Raw genomic sequence first — 15,007 nt, 5'->3', positions numbered from 1 at the left:
GGGCTTGCTATTCTCTGTCCGCTTGGAAAGAAATTTTTGTGTCGGCAATGTTTTTCCTGGCGATCGGAAACGTGTCGTCGGCACAGTTCCCGACGACTGAAATGGGCGAAGCCGTACCACGCGACGTTCGCGAAACTTATGAAAAGGGTCTGCGCTATCTCGCATCGTCGCAAAGTGAAAACGGCGATTGGGGCAGCGGCGGCTATGGTGGTCCCGGTGTCACAGGAATGGCGGTGATGACGTTTCTGGCCTCTGGCGAAGATCCTAACTTTGGGATCTACAGCGGCAACATTCGTCGCGGACTAAGAAGCATCATCGAAAGCCAAGATGCCAAGACGGGTATCTTGGGCGGCGCCAGCGGTCATTCCAGCATGTACAACCACGGGTTCGCGATGTTGTCGTTGGCCGAAGCATACGGGGCCGTCGACGACCGCATGCTTTGGCAGGGCACGGCGTCGACCAACAAGCGATCGCTTGGCGAATCCCTTGAATTGGCCGTTCGTGGCGCTGTCACATCGCAAAAGAAAAATCGTTACGGCGGTTGGCGATACGGTCCCGACGCGAAAGATGCCGACACGTCCGTTAGCGGCGCTGTGATGGTCGGATTGTTGGCGGCGCGAAATGCCGGTATCGAAGTTCCCGACGAAGCCATTGACCGCGGCGTCGCGTACTTCAAATCTATGACAAGTTCATCCGGCCAAGTCGCCTATGCGGGCTTGGGTGGGTTCGATGATTCGCCCGCTCGAATTTCAATCGGTTGTTTGGTGTACGCCGTCGCCCGTCGCAAAGACATGCCGGAATTCAAAGCAACGCTTTCGTCATTGACCAGCCGATTGCAACAGGACGCGGGTCACTATCAACGCTATGCCCAGTATTACCAGGCCCAGGCGTTGTTTCAGGGCGACGTCGAAGCGTGGCAAAAATGGAATCAAGAACTGATCCGCGAATTGAAAGCCGCGCAAGCCGAAGATGGCAGTTTTCAAGGCAACTTTGGTCCCGCAGTGGATACGTCGTTGGCGTTGCTTTCGATGGCACTGAATTTTCGCTTTCTGCCGATCTACGAACGATGAAATTCAATCGAACTCTTTTTCCCTTTCTTGCGTTGTGGCCCGTTTTCGCAGCGGTTTCTGCTTCCGCAGATGTGCCGGATCAAACACAGGGCGTGCTTCGTATTTCTGGCCAAGAATTCATTGCTGGATCGCTCGCTGATAGCTCTCGCAACGACACCGTCGCATGGCAGCACCCCGATTTTGCCGCGCCCTTTGAATTTCCAACGGACAAACTCTTAGGTCTATCTTTTCCGGTTCCGGATGATGTTCGCGCCGCCGAAGGAACGCACTGTTTCGAACTGGTCGGCGGGGATCGTCTTTACGGAACGATCGTTGGCATAGACCAGGGCTCGATCAAGTTACAAGGGAAAGAATGGGGATCGATAACCATCGACCGTTTGGCGGTGCGCCGCGTCTATCAGTGGCTGGGTGGTGACTCGGTCCGCTTCATCGGCCCCGGCAAACTGGCGAACTGGACCGTTCAAGATGATGATCCTGATCGAAAGAAGGTGGATGGTAAAGAAGGCGAGGCTGACGATGATTCTGACCCTGCTCTGGGCTGGAGTGATCGCGGTGGCGAATTGCAAACTGGAAATTCGCTGACATCGATCTACCGTGATGTCGGCCTATCGCGGCGAACGCGAGTGGACATCGAGTTGGCCTGGGACGTAGAGCCGCAATTTGCATTGGCGTTCGGTGTCTTCGAAACGAAACCGATGCCATCGGCGGCGAAAGCCTTTCGATTAGAAGTCTGGGATGGCGAATTGGTAGCGGTTTGGGAATCCGAAGCAAGCGCGGACGTTGTCTCGCTTGGATCGATCACGTCGATGCAAAAGCAAGTGACACTGTCGATCGAGATAGATCAACAAACCCATGATGCCGAGATTCGAAGCGAGCAAGGCGAAGTCATTGGTAGATTGTCGTTTGATGCACCCGCGAATTTCCCGCCGCGGCCCGGCATTTGGATGCAGAGTCTCGGTGGTGCCGTAACGCTGCGGAGTTTGCGAGTGATCCAAGTGGCGTCCACACGTCCGTCTTCATCCGCCACACAAAACGACCGCAGCCTCGATCAGGCTTTTTTGAAGGATGACGAGAGCGTATCGGGAACGTGGACCTCGGTTAGCGAGGAAGGTTGGCTGTTTGTTGAAACTGAAAGCGAGTATTTGCTGGATCCAGAGTCGGTTCGCCAAGTCGACTTGGGTCAACCGTCCGATGATCCAACCGAGCATGAACCAGATACCGAAGCGGGCCAACTGGATAAACTGGTACCAGAGAAACCAGATTCGGCCGTCGTCCTAGTGACGCACGCTGGCATTCGCTTGACGGGACGTTTGCTGAGCGTTTCCGAAGGTCGCGTTCGATTCAAACCCAACATTTTCGAGGAACCGATGGGAGTCCCGGTGAGCAAAATTCGCAGCCTCGGTTTTTCAGGTTTGGACATGGCTCGACCGGCGATTGTACCGGGCACTTGTCGGCTTCAATCGTCGGCCACAAAGGTCCACGGCAAATTGGTTGCCGCCGAAACGCCCGATTCGATCACTCCCATTCGCTTCATGCCATCCAACGGATCGGCGGCGAATATGTTGCCATCCTTTGCGGGAAGCTTGGTGTATCGCGAACCACCGATAGAGTCACCCGCCAAACCCAAGGTGCGGCAAGTCCGCGTTCAACCGGTAAGACCACTGGGTGCATTCTTGGGCGTGGTCCAACGAACCTTCGGAAACAATGGGGCGAAGAGTTCCACCAGCCCTCGCGCGATTCATCTGCGAACTGGTGAGATTGTACCTGGCAGCATTCTGACGTTTGACGCTGTAGGTGTAACGATTTCGTCCACCGCGACGTCGCAGTCGCGTCTTCGGCATGATCAGTTGTTGGCAGTGCAAATGGAGGCTGGCCAATCGTTGCCCGAGATCGACGAACGGCGACTCCAGCGACTCTTGACGGTCCCCCGAGTGTCGAAAAAGAATCCGCCAACGCATCTGATCGTTGCCCGCAACGGAGACGTGATGCGGGGTCGAATCAAACGAATTGATCGGGATACGATCGAGGTGGAATCGCGGCTAGAAACGGTTCAATTGGAACGCTCGGTCGTCTCGATCATTCTGTGGCTGCATTCGGACGCGGACGAAGCCATGGATGGCCAAAAAACGAAGGGCTTTCAAGTCCGTGCCAATCTGCGAAACGGAAATCGGATGTCATTCGTGCCCGTTCGAATGAACGATGAAACGCTGGTCGGCACCAGCGAGTATCTGGGCCAATGCGAAGTCAACTTCCGCGACTTAGATTCGCTGTTGATCGGCGACGCGATAAGCGAATCGACAAGCGATGAACCGTTCGCAGCGTGGCGCTTGTCGGATGCTCCCGAGCCGATACTGCTTGATGATGCCGGCGGCTCGTCACCTGGCGTGTCCTCGCCACTGGTGGGCACCAAGGCGCCGGACTTTGTGTTGGATCAACTTGATGGCCGCACTTTTCAATTGTCAAATGAACGCGGAAAAGTTGTTGTACTTGATTTCTGGGCGACGTGGTGCGGTCCGTGCTTGCAAGCGATGCCGCAGATTGATGAGGCTGTTTCCGAATTTTCATCCGACGATGTTGTGTTGGTCGCTGTCAACCTGCAAGAGGCGGCCGGCCCTATCCGGCAAACGCTCAAACGCTTGGAATTAGATCCAACGGTCGCGTTGGACATCGATGGCGTCGCAGCATCGCGATACCAAGCCGACGCAATCCCGCAAACGGTCGTCATCGATCGCGAAGGGACGATCACACACCTGTTCGTTGGCGGTGGTCCCAAGTTGGGCGATCAGTTGAAGGAAGCCATCAAGTCGACGATCGAAAAGAAGCCATGACGAGTAGTCGAACGCAGGCCAGCGATCGCTACCAAGAGAACTGCCTTGTTTTTGAATTTACGGCCCACGAAACTGCACGTGCCTTTTTACCCGAATAGCACATTGCACAAAAGAATGTGCCAAGTGACACACTCGCCGAGCGATTCAAGCGTGACTTGATGGGCAAAGAAGCCAGGGCAGTTGTTCGATCGAAAGGAAGCTGAGTGTTAAACGAATCGAATGATCGACTTGTTGTTGCGAAAGCCAACCTACGACAAAAGGGCAAGTTTGATTCCATGTTGCGGTCGGCCCAGAATTTGCTTTCGGAAGCAAGAAGTAAGCGAGTCAATCGTCAGGTTACTCTAAACAAAGAACAGGCGGACGTGGCATGCTCACAACGATGGCAAAGCACTCGAAAATGGACGCAGCCAAGAGTCAAGCCAGAATCTCGCAACGAAAGCTGATGCAATTTGAAGAAGAACTTGCCGACGCGGATGAGCGCCTGCATGTCTCCTTGCAGATCGATGGATTCTCAAAGTTTGCTGACTACTTCTTTGACGGCTTGATTGCCGATTGGATCGTTCAGTCGAAAATTTAGAAAGCTAGAGCAGAATGAGACAGAACGATCACACAGGTACGCACGGTGATTCGTCAGTGTAAGGAACGTTTGGAGTCGGTCGATTCCGAGCTCGCGATACTGATTGAAACGAAGCGAGAGTTGATCGAAACGGCTTAGGCATTTGGTGAAGGCGTTTCCGCGATCTGACGAGTTTGAGCCAAGTGCTCAAAAGAAAAGGCCACTTAAGTCCGTTGACTCAAGTGGCCTTGATGGAGGCGGCGGGAATTGAACCCGCGTCCCGCGATGCGTCCACGAGACCGTCTACGTGTGTAGTCTGACTATTTGTGCCTCATTGAAGAGGCTCTTCGCTTCGTCCGGCGCTGCCTGACAGGCTCCGCACTCCGCTAACTCGAAACTTTTTTAGCCCTCCGCGTCTCGAGTAGGACGGAGGACGATCCAGAATTGTGACGGGTTTTCAGGCGACTCTGGCGGCCCCCATCAACCCGGGCTACCTGTTATTAGGCGGCCAGTGCGAAACTTTCGTTTGCAATTAAAAAATTGTGATCAGCTTTTAACGTGGCCAACTGATCAACCACGACACGCAAGCCATCGCTTCCAATCATCCGGTCGAATCCAGATCACCCCCATTGGGAATCCACATCGGTAGATGCTCGGTCGCAATCTGCAACAACCCGAATCATACGCTCGATGCAATGATTCGTCCACTATCGATTTCACATGACGGACGCCCAATTCCCAGCAACCGACATTCAGTGACGGGGCCCAAACGGTGCCAATATCCGGCGGTTCAGACGATCCTTTCCCTTGACTCGCGATGACCGATAAGACAGAATGTCTGTGAAGGCTTGTTGGACTCGGAACCTGGAGCGAGAGATGCGTCGTTGGAATGGCTTTACGATGGTCGAACTTTTGGCGGTCGTTGCGATCATTGGTGTCTTGGTGGGATTGCTTCTGCCGGCAGTCCAATCGTCTCGCGAGGCGGCGCGGCGGATGAAGTGTTCGAGCAATCTGACGCAATTAGCGCTGGCCGTTGCGGGTTATCACGATGCCTTCCAACAATTGCCGGTCCAGCTATCGGGCACCGATGGAAGTACCCAGGTCGGCGCCGATAACGACCGACGGCTTAGCGTGTTGGTCGCGCTGTTGCCATTTCTTGACGGGTTAGCCGCTTGGGAAGAAATCCACCAACCGCAACCTCGTGATTGGCAAATGCACGCCGGTTCGATGGGCTGGTACGACGAGGCCGGATTCGGAAGTGTCGACGAAGCGAGTTCGGATGCGGAAACATCGAACGAAACAATCGGGAAAATGTGGCCGATCGGTGGTCCCGAACCTTTCGCGGAATACCGGTTCTGGTTCGTTGATCACCCGTCGCTTCGATGCCCCAGCGATCCAGGGATCGGTTTGCCGGCGATGGGGCGAACCAACTACACCGCATGTATCGGCGATGGAATACAGCGCGGAGCTGATGGACCGCTAAAGGAAGTTGGCGGTACTTTCGTTTTTGACGAAGCCTATGCCGCCGAAACGGAGGCTGCGATGCGAGGGATGTTCGTGCCTCGCAAAGTGACTCGTTTCAACGACGTCAAAGATGGTCTGTCTCAAACGATCATGTTTGGCGAGGTAGCAACGGACTTGGGTGACGAATGTGTGACGACGTCTCCTGCGGTTGCAATGCCGAAAACGAAATCCGTGCCGAGTCCATTGCTGGACAACCCTGGATGGGCTCGGTCACCGGGATTGATTGATCCCGAACGTCCTTTTTTCTGGGAGAACACCGTCACGACGACCACGGTCTTCAGCAAGCTGGGCGCGCGGCGCGGATACCGTTGGGCGGATGGAATGCCGATCTATTCCTCATTCAACACCATCTTGCCGCCCAACCGTGAACTCGTTTTGATGGCCGATACGGATGTGAGCAGTGGCGTCTTGCCGGCGAGTAGCCGTCACCAAGGCGGGGCTCATATTGCGACGGGCGATGGTGCCGTCCACTTCGTTACTGATAGTGTCGATGCCGGCGGGGACTACCAGCCGACCGTCTACCTGGACAGCAGTAATGCACCGGGAAGCGATAGCCCCTATGGCGTTTGGGGTGCGATGGGGACGCGCGCGAGCAGCGACTTGTCGGCGTATCAGTGGTTGACCACCACGGAGTGAAGCCGAACTGAGTGAAGCCGAACAGACGCGACGATCGGCGGAATCGAAACTCGGTCTTGGGCAATCGGGCAACCAGCGAACGGTTGGCTTAAGTCGCCCCGCTGGTTTTGTCGTCCCTTAAGTAAACGTCTAGTTTGGCAGGCAACGTGAACTTGGAACGTCTAGTTCACGCAACGAACCGCGATGAGTGAAAGAACGATGGCAGAACAGACCATGGATGTCGCGCCCGCAAAGGAGGCCCGACATGTTATGGCGGCCGATGGCAAGCTGCTAAGAGTCCCTGACCACTGGGAACTGCTGCCACCAGGCGATGCCGGATTGACGCGTCGCGTGAAGGCGGCCGGTCCGACTTGGACGGTGAAGGAAAAGAAGGGACGGCGAACGTTCTCGCAAGGCGTTTGGGCGGACGCGAGCACGATCATTGCCGCCAAGGAAAAGCTGGAATCGGATCGGTCAACCGAAGCGTATGCAAAGCGTCGCCAATCCGATGCCGTTCGACGTGAAAAGAAACAGTCCGTTTACGTCGAAGACTTTTTTGGCGCCGTCGTCCAGTTTTTGGCTTTCGCGCCGAGGTATCGTTCATTGGGCGAACAATTTGCCAAGGCAGTCACCGACCACGCGACTCCGGTGGGCAGCGGCACGGTCGCTAGGACCGAGCGAATTCCCATCGAACGCCGTGCGGAGTCGGCCGTGATCGCTTGGATGCGACATCAGACAACGGCCTACGATCACATGGCGATCGCTCGCGTCAAAGGAAAGCGTCGAGAAGTCCGACGGATGTTGGCGGAACAGTCACGTCTGTTGTTAACGAAGTATCGGAAGGGGGATGAAGTTGATCCCCTGCATTGCTTGCTACAGAAGGCGCTAAAGCCATCATCGACGGCACATGGCGATGCCGATGCGCTGTCTTGAAATGAACGCTTACGATTCGATCCGTCGCAACTACCTAAGCCGCGACGCGAGCCGAAAGGGCGATGCGTGATGCTTCTTGTGCAATGACTTCGTCGGCGAGCGATTGGTAGTCCGCTGCACCATTGCTTTCGGGTGAGTATTGGAAGATCGATTGTCCAAAGCTAGGTGCTTCAGCCAAACGGATGTTTCGTCGCACGCGTGTATCGAAGAACTTTGCACCACGAAAGAATTCGCGGCTGCATTGACTGGCTTCGAAAAACTCTTCGATATCGCTGCTGACCTCTGCGGCCAATCGCGTGTTCGATTCATACATGCAGAGCATCACGCCCGACAGTCGCAAGTCGCTATTGAGGCGTCGCGAGACCACTTCGATCGTTCGCAGCAGCTTGCTCAAACCATGCAGTGCCAAAAAGTGCGGCTGCAACGGCAAGAAGACTTCGCCCACTGCCACCAAAGCGTTCACGGTCAGAACGCCGAGGCTGGGAGGGCAATCCAGAACGATATAGTCAAACGATTCGGTGTCGTCGTCCATCCTGTCACGCAAGATCATTTCGCGTCCGACTTCGCCGGCAAGTTCCAGCTCGGCCGCCGCCAAGTCCAAGTTGGCGGGGACAACCGAAAGATTATCGGTAACGCTTCGACGTGCTTGAGCCAACGACGCTTCGCCGCAAAGCACTTCATACATGCTGGGTTCGTCGTCGACGGCGGTGATGCCGAGGTGCAGCGACGCGTGGGCCTGAGGATCCAGGTCCATCAGACAAACCCGACGACCCGTCGCAGCCAGTGCCGCCGCCAAATTGACTGATGTCGTCGTCTTGCCAACGCCACCTTTTTGATTGATCACGGCAATGGATCGCATGTTCATTCCTTTTTCAGTCGCGTACGGTCTTCGGAAGCAACGAGGCTTGGTATAACAGTGGGCAAAATCGCGTGGAGCGTTTCCCGACGCGTGAAACTTGTTTGCGGCAGCTAACTAGGCAGCTGCTGTTTGACGCAGTTGGCTGTAGGCCAGCAGCACGCCGTACAAGTCCGCGTCGATGCGAACGGTGTCGTCGGCAAAGTCACGCAGCCAAGCCCGATCGTTTCGGACTGCATCCATCAATAGCGGAACCATCTTGCCCAGCGGAATGGCAACCGTCTTTGCGTCCGCCGATCCAGTGATCCGGTCAAGCTCTCGCTCGCGTCGATCGGAGGAATCGTTGGCCTGAAATAGTCGCAGGGATGGTTTCGACATCGGGGGGCGGCTCGTCAAAGTCGGAAGCATGGAAGGTGAGAGAGAGTCTGCTCGAAGTTCAAGCGTCACAAGATGTATCGACTTTGCCGATTGGGTAGGTTGAATCAAAAGTCAAACTTTTGCTCAAGATTTCGTAGATCGGTTTCACGCTTCGTTTTAAGCGAGTCGATCGGTGTTGGATGCGGGCGACCGGCAATGAACAACTGATCGACCTGCGAGACTGCCTTTTACCGAGACGACGGATCTGTCGCGAGCCCGTTATTGGGGTTGATTCTTGCCGCTGTTTCCCTTCACCCAGGTTCTTCGTTGGGTCGAGGTTCGGCACGTCGGGCTTTCGTTGCTTCCTCGGATGACTATCATCGTGGCCATGGAAGACGACTACGACGACTACGATTCAGATGACACCGGCGAAGACTTCGACTACGACAATTTCGTCGAAGATGAGTTCGGCGACGGTCTCACCAACACAGAAACGAAACCGCTCTGGCGATTCGTGTCGGTCGTCATGTTGTGCTTGTTGTTGGCAGCCGCGTTCCTTCAAGTCTTGGCAATGTTTTGAATCACCGTGATGCGCGCCTCGACAATCTGGCAACGATGGGCGAAGTCGAATCGGCGGGAGTGGCTGCGATCGAACGATTGCTCGTCCAGGGAAGGCTCGCATCCGCTTGGTATGCAAACGAGACTCGTTCGACCAACTCGGTCGCGTTGGAATATTCTCGCAATAATCCGTCAGCGCAAGCAAAGACGCCAATGCTATTTCTGGCCGATCGTCAGGTCGCAGGACGCGGACGTCATGGCCGAACTTGGCAGAGCGACGAACACGCTTTGACTCTGTCGTTGATGATCGATTGGGAGTTTGGCGATGATGCCGTGTCCCGTTTGCTGTCCGTGGCGGTCGGGACCGCGATCGCATCGGTTTTGGAATTCGAATTTGCGCCCCTGCGCTCAATGTTGAAATGGCCCAATGACGTATGGTTGGGTGGCGGGAAGGTGGCCGGAATCCTGATCGAGTCTGCTTCGAACTTTCAACAGGTTGTCGTCGGCATCGGCTTGAATGTTTCCAGCGCACCGGAGTTGCCAAAGGACGCCGGGATCGTCGCAGCGACATCGGTGGCAGCTTCGGTCGGGCGTCCAATGGATCGATACGGATTGTTAGAACCGCTCGTGGCTGGTGTGCTTGAAACCGTTGACGAACTTCGCACGGGAAAGGCTTCTGATATCGTGGGCGAGTTTCGATCGCGATGCGTTTTGACGGGGCAATTGATCACGTTCGATGATGGCGGCACTCGGATGGGTGGTCGTTGCGTCGGGATTCGTCATGATGGCGGCCTTCTGGTGGAAACGGCCGGTGTCGTGCGGACGATCTTTTCGGGGGAAGCCAATCGGGTGAAGATTGCTCGTTAGACTGTTAAGCCGCCATTCGGGGAAGTGTTCTTTCGGCCTTGTGAGCGATGACTTTTTGGCGATGCTCTTCGGCTTTGATGTGTACTTTCAAATTTGTCTCTTACCGAGTTAACCATGAACGAACGATCTCGCCCGGTGGCTCTTGTGACCGGCGGTGGAACCGGCGTCGGACGTGCGTGCGTTTTGCAGTTTGCAAGACGAGGCTTTGACGTCATCGTCAATTATTCGCGAAGCAGCACCGACGCCGAATCAACGGCGCGCGAGGCCGAGTCGCTTGGCGCAACGGCGATTGCAATGGCGTGTGACGTGTCGGACGATACGGCGGTCCGCACCATGATCGCGGCCATTGAATCGCAATTCGGACGATTGGATGCGTTGGTCAATAACGCGGCGATGACAAATTTTGTCCCCCACGAACAGCTGGACGCTCTGACCGAGCCGATGTGGGATCGCATGTTGGCGGTCAATTTGAAGGGGCCATTTTTCGTGACGCGGGCGGCTGCCGATCTGCTGCGTGCGGGCGACGGGGGCTCGGTCGTGAACGTTAGCTCGGTGGCCGCGTTCACCGGACAGGGTTCGTCGATCGGCTACTGTGCGTCCAAAGCAGGGCTGAACACCATGACAAAGTCGTTGGCACGCGCCATGGCGCCGCAGGTGCGGGTTAATGCCGTTTGCCCGGGGCCGATCGATAGTCGCTGGATTCGCGATGGAAACCCCGACTGGGACTTGGATTCGATGGTCGCGAATTATCCGCTGCCGCGGCCGTCTCAACCCGACGACATTGCCGACGCAGTCCTCTTCTTTGCGGTGGACGCGAAAATGGCGACTGGACAGATTCTAAGTGTCGACGGGGGCCAAACGCTTTAAATCGGATTTGCGTGTTTCGTGAATTCGATCAGCCGGTGCGCATTTTTCGGAACCTGTCCCGACCGGATTGGTTTAATCTTGGGTGATGTAAGAGCCGGCAGCCGAGTTTGATGTGAAAATTGACAACGCTTGCTATCGCGACGCCTCGGCGTGCGGCTAAAATTATCGAACGGGTCCGTCGGTGGACCCATCCCAGTGACCTTTCACGATGAGAACAAAGATGAAGTTTAAGATGCTCGGTGTAATGATTTTGGCGGCCGTTCTAGTCGTTCCCGCTAGTGCAGACGAAGCCGATGGCGCGAAGAAAAAAGGCAAGGGAGCTCGTGGCGCCTCGGCGTCAGGCCAGATCCTGAAGCAACTCGAGTCGGTTTCGCTGACGGACGAACAGACAACGAAAATCAAGGAGCTTGGCAAAGCTGCCGACGCGGCGATGAAGACGATTCGTGAAGAGTCGGGTCTTACGGCCGAGTTGATGAAGAAGCGAGCGGACGCACAGAAAGAACTGAAGGATTCGGGTAAGAAGGGCAAAGAAATGGCAGCAGCCGTCAACGAAGCGGCCGGCCTGAGCGAAGCTCAAAGTGCGGCGTTTGGAAAACTAAATGATGCCCGTATGAAATTCCAAAAGGAAGTGGTCGGCCTGCTAACCGACGATCAAAAAGCAAGTCTGCCGCAACAACTGATGCGTGCCGGAAAAGAAGGCAAGAAAAAGAAGAAAGACGCAGCTTAGTCTTCACGGCGCCATACGGCGCTGACCATCCGCTAACATGAATGACGCGTACTCGTTGAGTGCGCGTCATTTTTTTTAGTCATTTTCGTCATTGGTTTTTGGGGTCGATCATGGTGAAGCATGCCGGTGCTGTGAGTTCGATCGAAAATTTGGATCCTCACGATGGCAATTACGCGATCGATGTGATCAACCATATTCTGGAATTGGCGGTATCACAGAACGCATCTGATATCCACCTCCAGCCACGTACCCAGGGCTTGGATGTTTTGCTGCGGATCGATGGAGTCCTATCGGTTCAACGTTCGATTCCTGGCGGCGGTGAGAGTGACCCGGTCAATCGATTGATGGTGATGGCCGGCTTGCCGACCTATCGAAGCGGCCAACCGATGGAAGGTCGATTGCGTTTGGAGGATGGGAAGGGGCCGCTTTCCAACGTGTCTTTCCGGTTGGGAATCTATCCTACCATCCACGGGCCGCGTGCGGTGATTCGGTTGCTTCGCAAAAGTGACGCTCACGATTCCATCGCCACCTTGGGTCTACCAGGCGACGTCACCGAAACGTTAGAGCAGCTCAGTCGTCAAACGGATGGGGCGGTTTTGATGTCAGGTCCCGCCGGCAGCGGAAAGACAACAACACTTTATGCGATGCTGCGAAACATCGCAGACGGCGTGCCGCGACGCAGTGTGGTTACCATCGAGGACCCCGTCGAATCTGTGATCCCTCGAATCAGCCAGAGCGAACTGGATCCCACGGGTGGAATGACGCTCGCATCGGCACTTCGGAGCGCGGTCCGACAGGATAGCGAGGTACTACTGGTCAGCGAAATCCGCGACCCTGAAACGGCAGAGGCCGCTTTCCAGGCCTCGTTGACGGGGCACCTCGTTTTTTCGTCGCTGCATGGAACGGATGTCGCGGCCTCATTGAGGCGATTGGTTCAGTTCGGCGTTCCCGACTTTGTCATACGCAGCGGCCTGCGAGCCATCGTGACTCAGCGGCTACTTCGTCGTTTGTGTGCCGATTGCTGCGCGAGTGGAAAGAGTGCGGTTGATCTTTGCCCCGCTTGCATGGGCACGGGGTACAACGGCCGAATTGCAATCGCCAGTTGTGTGCGGTTCGATGGCAGCGACCCGGTGGGCGACGCGGTTTCGGATGCTTTATCAGCAGGCCAAAGCACCGATCAAATGCGTCGTGTCGCTCGAGAAGCCGGTGGAACCGATCTGCATCGGCGGGCCGAGTTACTCGTGGAATCGGGACTAACCGACGCCGCCGAAGCTTATCGTGTGCTCGGTGCCGCAACGTCGGTCTGATGGCGACTTGTTCGCTCGATTCGCGACTTAAAGATTGACCAACAGATCAAGCATTTCACTGGCGGTCGAGATCACCCGCGATGAAGCTTGGAACGCGCGTTGGTAGCTGACCATCTTGATCGATTCTTCGTCAATGTTAACGCCGGTGATCGCCAAGTGTTGGCTTTGCAAAGTTGCATAGAAGTTTCTAAGTCCTTCGGTGGAACTCTGCTGCAAGCCAATTTTCTGGCCCAGACTTGAAACTGATCTTTCGTACGTCTGGCGAACGGATCGACCACCCAAGTTGTCTTGTGGTTTGTCGACGATACCGATCAGGTCGGTCAACGCGTCGGTATCTTCGCCGATGCCACTCTTGCTGATGGACAGTAGATCGGGGTTGTCTTTCAACGTCTGATTCACCGCGATATCGACGCCGCTCCGCCCGGTAAAGAACGTGTTGATTCCGGCGGCGGCCAAGAATCCGCTGGTGTCTTCGCCAAACGTGAATTTCGCAGTCGGCGAGTCAGACAGAATCTCGAGACGACCCTCACGTGTGACGTTCGCGGTCAGACCATCGATGGCATTGATGTCCGCAACGATCGAGCTGACGGTCGAGTCGGTGACTTGTCCAAGCATACGGACATTGATTCGATGGTCGCTAATCGGTTCGCCTTGCTCGTCAATGATTGTCAAGTCGAAGGTGCCGTTGCGCGGCTGGAACGACAGTTGCGCATCGTCAAGCGGTACACCCGTATTGGCGACGACGGTCGACAGCAGTTGGTCGAACCCGTCGCGACCTTGCCCTTGAGAGTGAACTTCGTTGGCGCTTCGAATGAGCGATGAAGCCATGTCATCGATGCTGGCAACATAGTCACCGAACACTCCATCGAGCACTTCATTGGTTGCCCCAAGAATTCCCCGGGTCGCCTGTAGTGGCGAGTCTGTTTCCGAAATCCGAATCTCGTTACGACCCTTGGACAGGCTGTACGCCGATTCGACTTCGCGGCGAATGCCATTGCTGACCAAGTAGTCTCCGCCGACAAAGACCGCGACCGTGCCGCTTTCCTGTTCCTGGATGTTCACGTTGACGTACTGGGAAAGGTCTTCGAGGTCGCGATAGCGTTGATCTCTCAAGCCCGTCGCATCGCTGTGTAGGACTCCACCACCCTCGATCGTCGCGATCTCTAGGTTCAGTTTGGCAATGCGCTCGGTCAGTCGGTTGATATCGTTGGCCATCTGGTCGAGATCGCCGTTCCAAAGTTCGCGGCGAGCAATGGCCTGTTCGCGGCTGTTCTGGATGTTGTTCGCAAGCGTATCGGCTTGCAGGATGACGAAGCTGCGTAGCGAAGAGTCGTTGGGTTGAGCCGACAATTCTTGAAGCGCGTTGTTAAACAACGAGAACTGTTGATTGAGTCCTTCGTTGTTCAAATCGTTCGTCAATTCTTCGAGCTGTCCGTACGCTTTGTCCAGCGCTTCGGACCCCGCCAAGTCGGTCTTGGCGTTGAACATGCGTTCGGCAAGTTGTTGGTCGATGACCTGGACGATCCCGGTCGGGCGGACACCCGTGCCTTTGATCAGACCTCCTTCGCGAACCGCAACGGAGGATGCTTGTTCAAGGTTCTGTCGGATGTAGCCTGGCGTATTCGCGTTGGCGATGTTGTTGCCAACGACCTGCAAACCGATCTGGGCTGCGTTGAGTGCACCGGCGGATTGCTGAATCGTACCGAACAAACTCATGGCAATTTTTCCCCGACATCATGGCCCGTGGACGCCGTCGTTGCCCTTCAAGGGATATCTATACCGGCGTACCATCGGAAAATATCGGTCGAATGCGACTGCCCAATCCACAAAATCCATCTGATCGGAAAGTTTCACGGCGAGAAAATCGCCAGGAGCTATCACCCTAAAAAATGAAGGACAGTCGCCCGCGTTTGGCGACTGTCCTTCCGAGATCGAATCCGAT

Annotated in this window: 13 protein-coding genes and 1 other RNA gene; 10 read left to right on the top strand and 4 right to left on the bottom strand. The window is 55.6% G+C overall.

The annotated features are described in order from the left end of the window. Positions 1-47 precede the first annotated feature (47 nt). The 3 genes from Poly51_RS24355 to Poly51_RS30705 all read left to right on the top strand — a co-directional run bounded on the left by Poly51_RS24355 (position 48) and on the right by Poly51_RS30705 (position 4,475). Positions 48-1,070 carry a squalene--hopene cyclase gene (locus tag Poly51_RS24355; RefSeq protein ID WP_146461647.1) on the top strand — a complete coding sequence of 341 codons (1,023 nt, stop codon included), beginning with the start codon at positions 48-50 and terminating at the stop codon, positions 1,068-1,070. Then, positions 1,067-3,898: a TlpA family protein disulfide reductase gene (locus Poly51_RS24350; RefSeq protein WP_146461007.1), complete on the top strand. Its 2,832-nt coding sequence runs from the start codon at positions 1,067-1,069 to the stop codon at positions 3,896-3,898. Before Poly51_RS24355 ends, Poly51_RS24350 begins: the two co-directional genes overlap by 4 nt. A 367-nt stretch (positions 3,899-4,265) precedes the next feature. Further along, positions 4,266-4,475, top strand: coding sequence for a hypothetical protein (locus Poly51_RS30705; protein WP_186775777.1), 210 nt, complete (start codon positions 4,266-4,268; stop codon positions 4,473-4,475). Positions 4,476-4,703: 228 nt separating this feature from the next. On the opposite strand, the gene ssrA is transcribed toward Poly51_RS30705, so the two are convergent. Continuing rightward, positions 4,704-5,082: a transfer-messenger RNA gene (gene ssrA, locus Poly51_RS24340) on the bottom strand. Positions 5,083-5,330: 248 nt separating this feature from the next. Here ssrA and Poly51_RS24335 point away from each other — a divergent pair. Then, complete coding sequence (locus tag Poly51_RS24335; RefSeq protein WP_146461005.1) at positions 5,331-6,614, top strand: DUF1559 family PulG-like putative transporter; 1,284 nt, start codon at positions 5,331-5,333, stop codon at positions 6,612-6,614. A gap of 198 nt (positions 6,615-6,812) precedes the next feature. Further along, positions 6,813-7,526 carry a DUF2293 domain-containing protein gene (locus Poly51_RS24330; protein WP_390621806.1) on the top strand — a complete coding sequence of 238 codons (714 nt, stop codon included), beginning with the start codon at positions 6,813-6,815 and terminating at the stop codon, positions 7,524-7,526. A gap of 34 nt (positions 7,527-7,560) precedes the next feature. Here Poly51_RS24330 and Poly51_RS24325 read toward each other — a convergent pair whose 3' ends face one another. Together Poly51_RS24325 and Poly51_RS24320 are read right to left on the bottom strand one after the other, a co-directional pair. Then, a complete protein-coding gene (locus Poly51_RS24325) occupies positions 7,561-8,385 on the bottom strand; it encodes a ParA family protein (RefSeq protein ID WP_146461001.1) in 825 nt (274 codons plus the stop codon). A 114-nt stretch (positions 8,386-8,499) separates the two neighbouring features. Continuing rightward, complete coding sequence (locus tag Poly51_RS24320) at positions 8,500-8,760, bottom strand: hypothetical protein (protein WP_146460999.1); 261 nt, start codon at positions 8,758-8,760, stop codon at positions 8,500-8,502. A gap of 349 nt (positions 8,761-9,109) precedes the next feature. Here Poly51_RS24320 and Poly51_RS24315 point away from each other — a divergent pair, with 349 nt between their 5' ends. From Poly51_RS24315 to Poly51_RS24295, 5 genes are all read left to right on the top strand, one after another. Beyond that, positions 9,110-9,319 carry a hypothetical protein gene (locus Poly51_RS24315; protein WP_146460997.1) on the top strand — a complete coding sequence of 70 codons (210 nt, stop codon included), beginning with the start codon at positions 9,110-9,112 and terminating at the stop codon, positions 9,317-9,319. 35 nt (positions 9,320-9,354) lie between these two features. Next, positions 9,355-10,164 carry a biotin--[acetyl-CoA-carboxylase] ligase gene (locus Poly51_RS24310; RefSeq protein WP_146460995.1) on the top strand — a complete coding sequence of 270 codons (810 nt, stop codon included), beginning with the start codon at positions 9,355-9,357 and terminating at the stop codon, positions 10,162-10,164. 114 nt (positions 10,165-10,278) lie between these two features. Beyond that, on the top strand, positions 10,279-11,031 hold the full coding sequence (locus tag Poly51_RS24305) for an SDR family NAD(P)-dependent oxidoreductase (RefSeq protein WP_146460993.1): 753 nt from the start codon (positions 10,279-10,281) through the stop codon (positions 11,029-11,031). A gap of 220 nt (positions 11,032-11,251) precedes the next feature. After that, complete coding sequence (locus tag Poly51_RS24300) at positions 11,252-11,758, top strand: Spy/CpxP family protein refolding chaperone (protein WP_186775776.1); 507 nt, start codon at positions 11,252-11,254, stop codon at positions 11,756-11,758. A gap of 110 nt (positions 11,759-11,868) precedes the next feature. Continuing rightward, positions 11,869-13,065 carry a GspE/PulE family protein gene (locus Poly51_RS24295; RefSeq protein ID WP_146460989.1) on the top strand — a complete coding sequence of 399 codons (1,197 nt, stop codon included), beginning with the start codon at positions 11,869-11,871 and terminating at the stop codon, positions 13,063-13,065. A 27-nt stretch (positions 13,066-13,092) separates the two neighbouring features. Here the strand turns inward: Poly51_RS24295 and flgK are convergent, their stop codons facing one another. After that, on the bottom strand, positions 13,093-14,781 hold the full coding sequence (gene flgK, locus Poly51_RS24290; RefSeq protein ID WP_146460987.1) for a flagellar hook-associated protein FlgK: 1,689 nt from the start codon (positions 14,779-14,781) through the stop codon (positions 13,093-13,095). Positions 14,782-15,007: the final 226 nt, after the last annotated feature.

Origin of the sequence: Rubripirellula tenax (genome assembly GCF_007860125.1) — a bacterium.
GTDB classification, from domain to species: Bacteria; Planctomycetota; Planctomycetia; order Pirellulales; family Pirellulaceae; genus Rubripirellula; species Rubripirellula tenax.
This window is presented reverse-complemented; position numbering and strand designations above follow the sequence as displayed.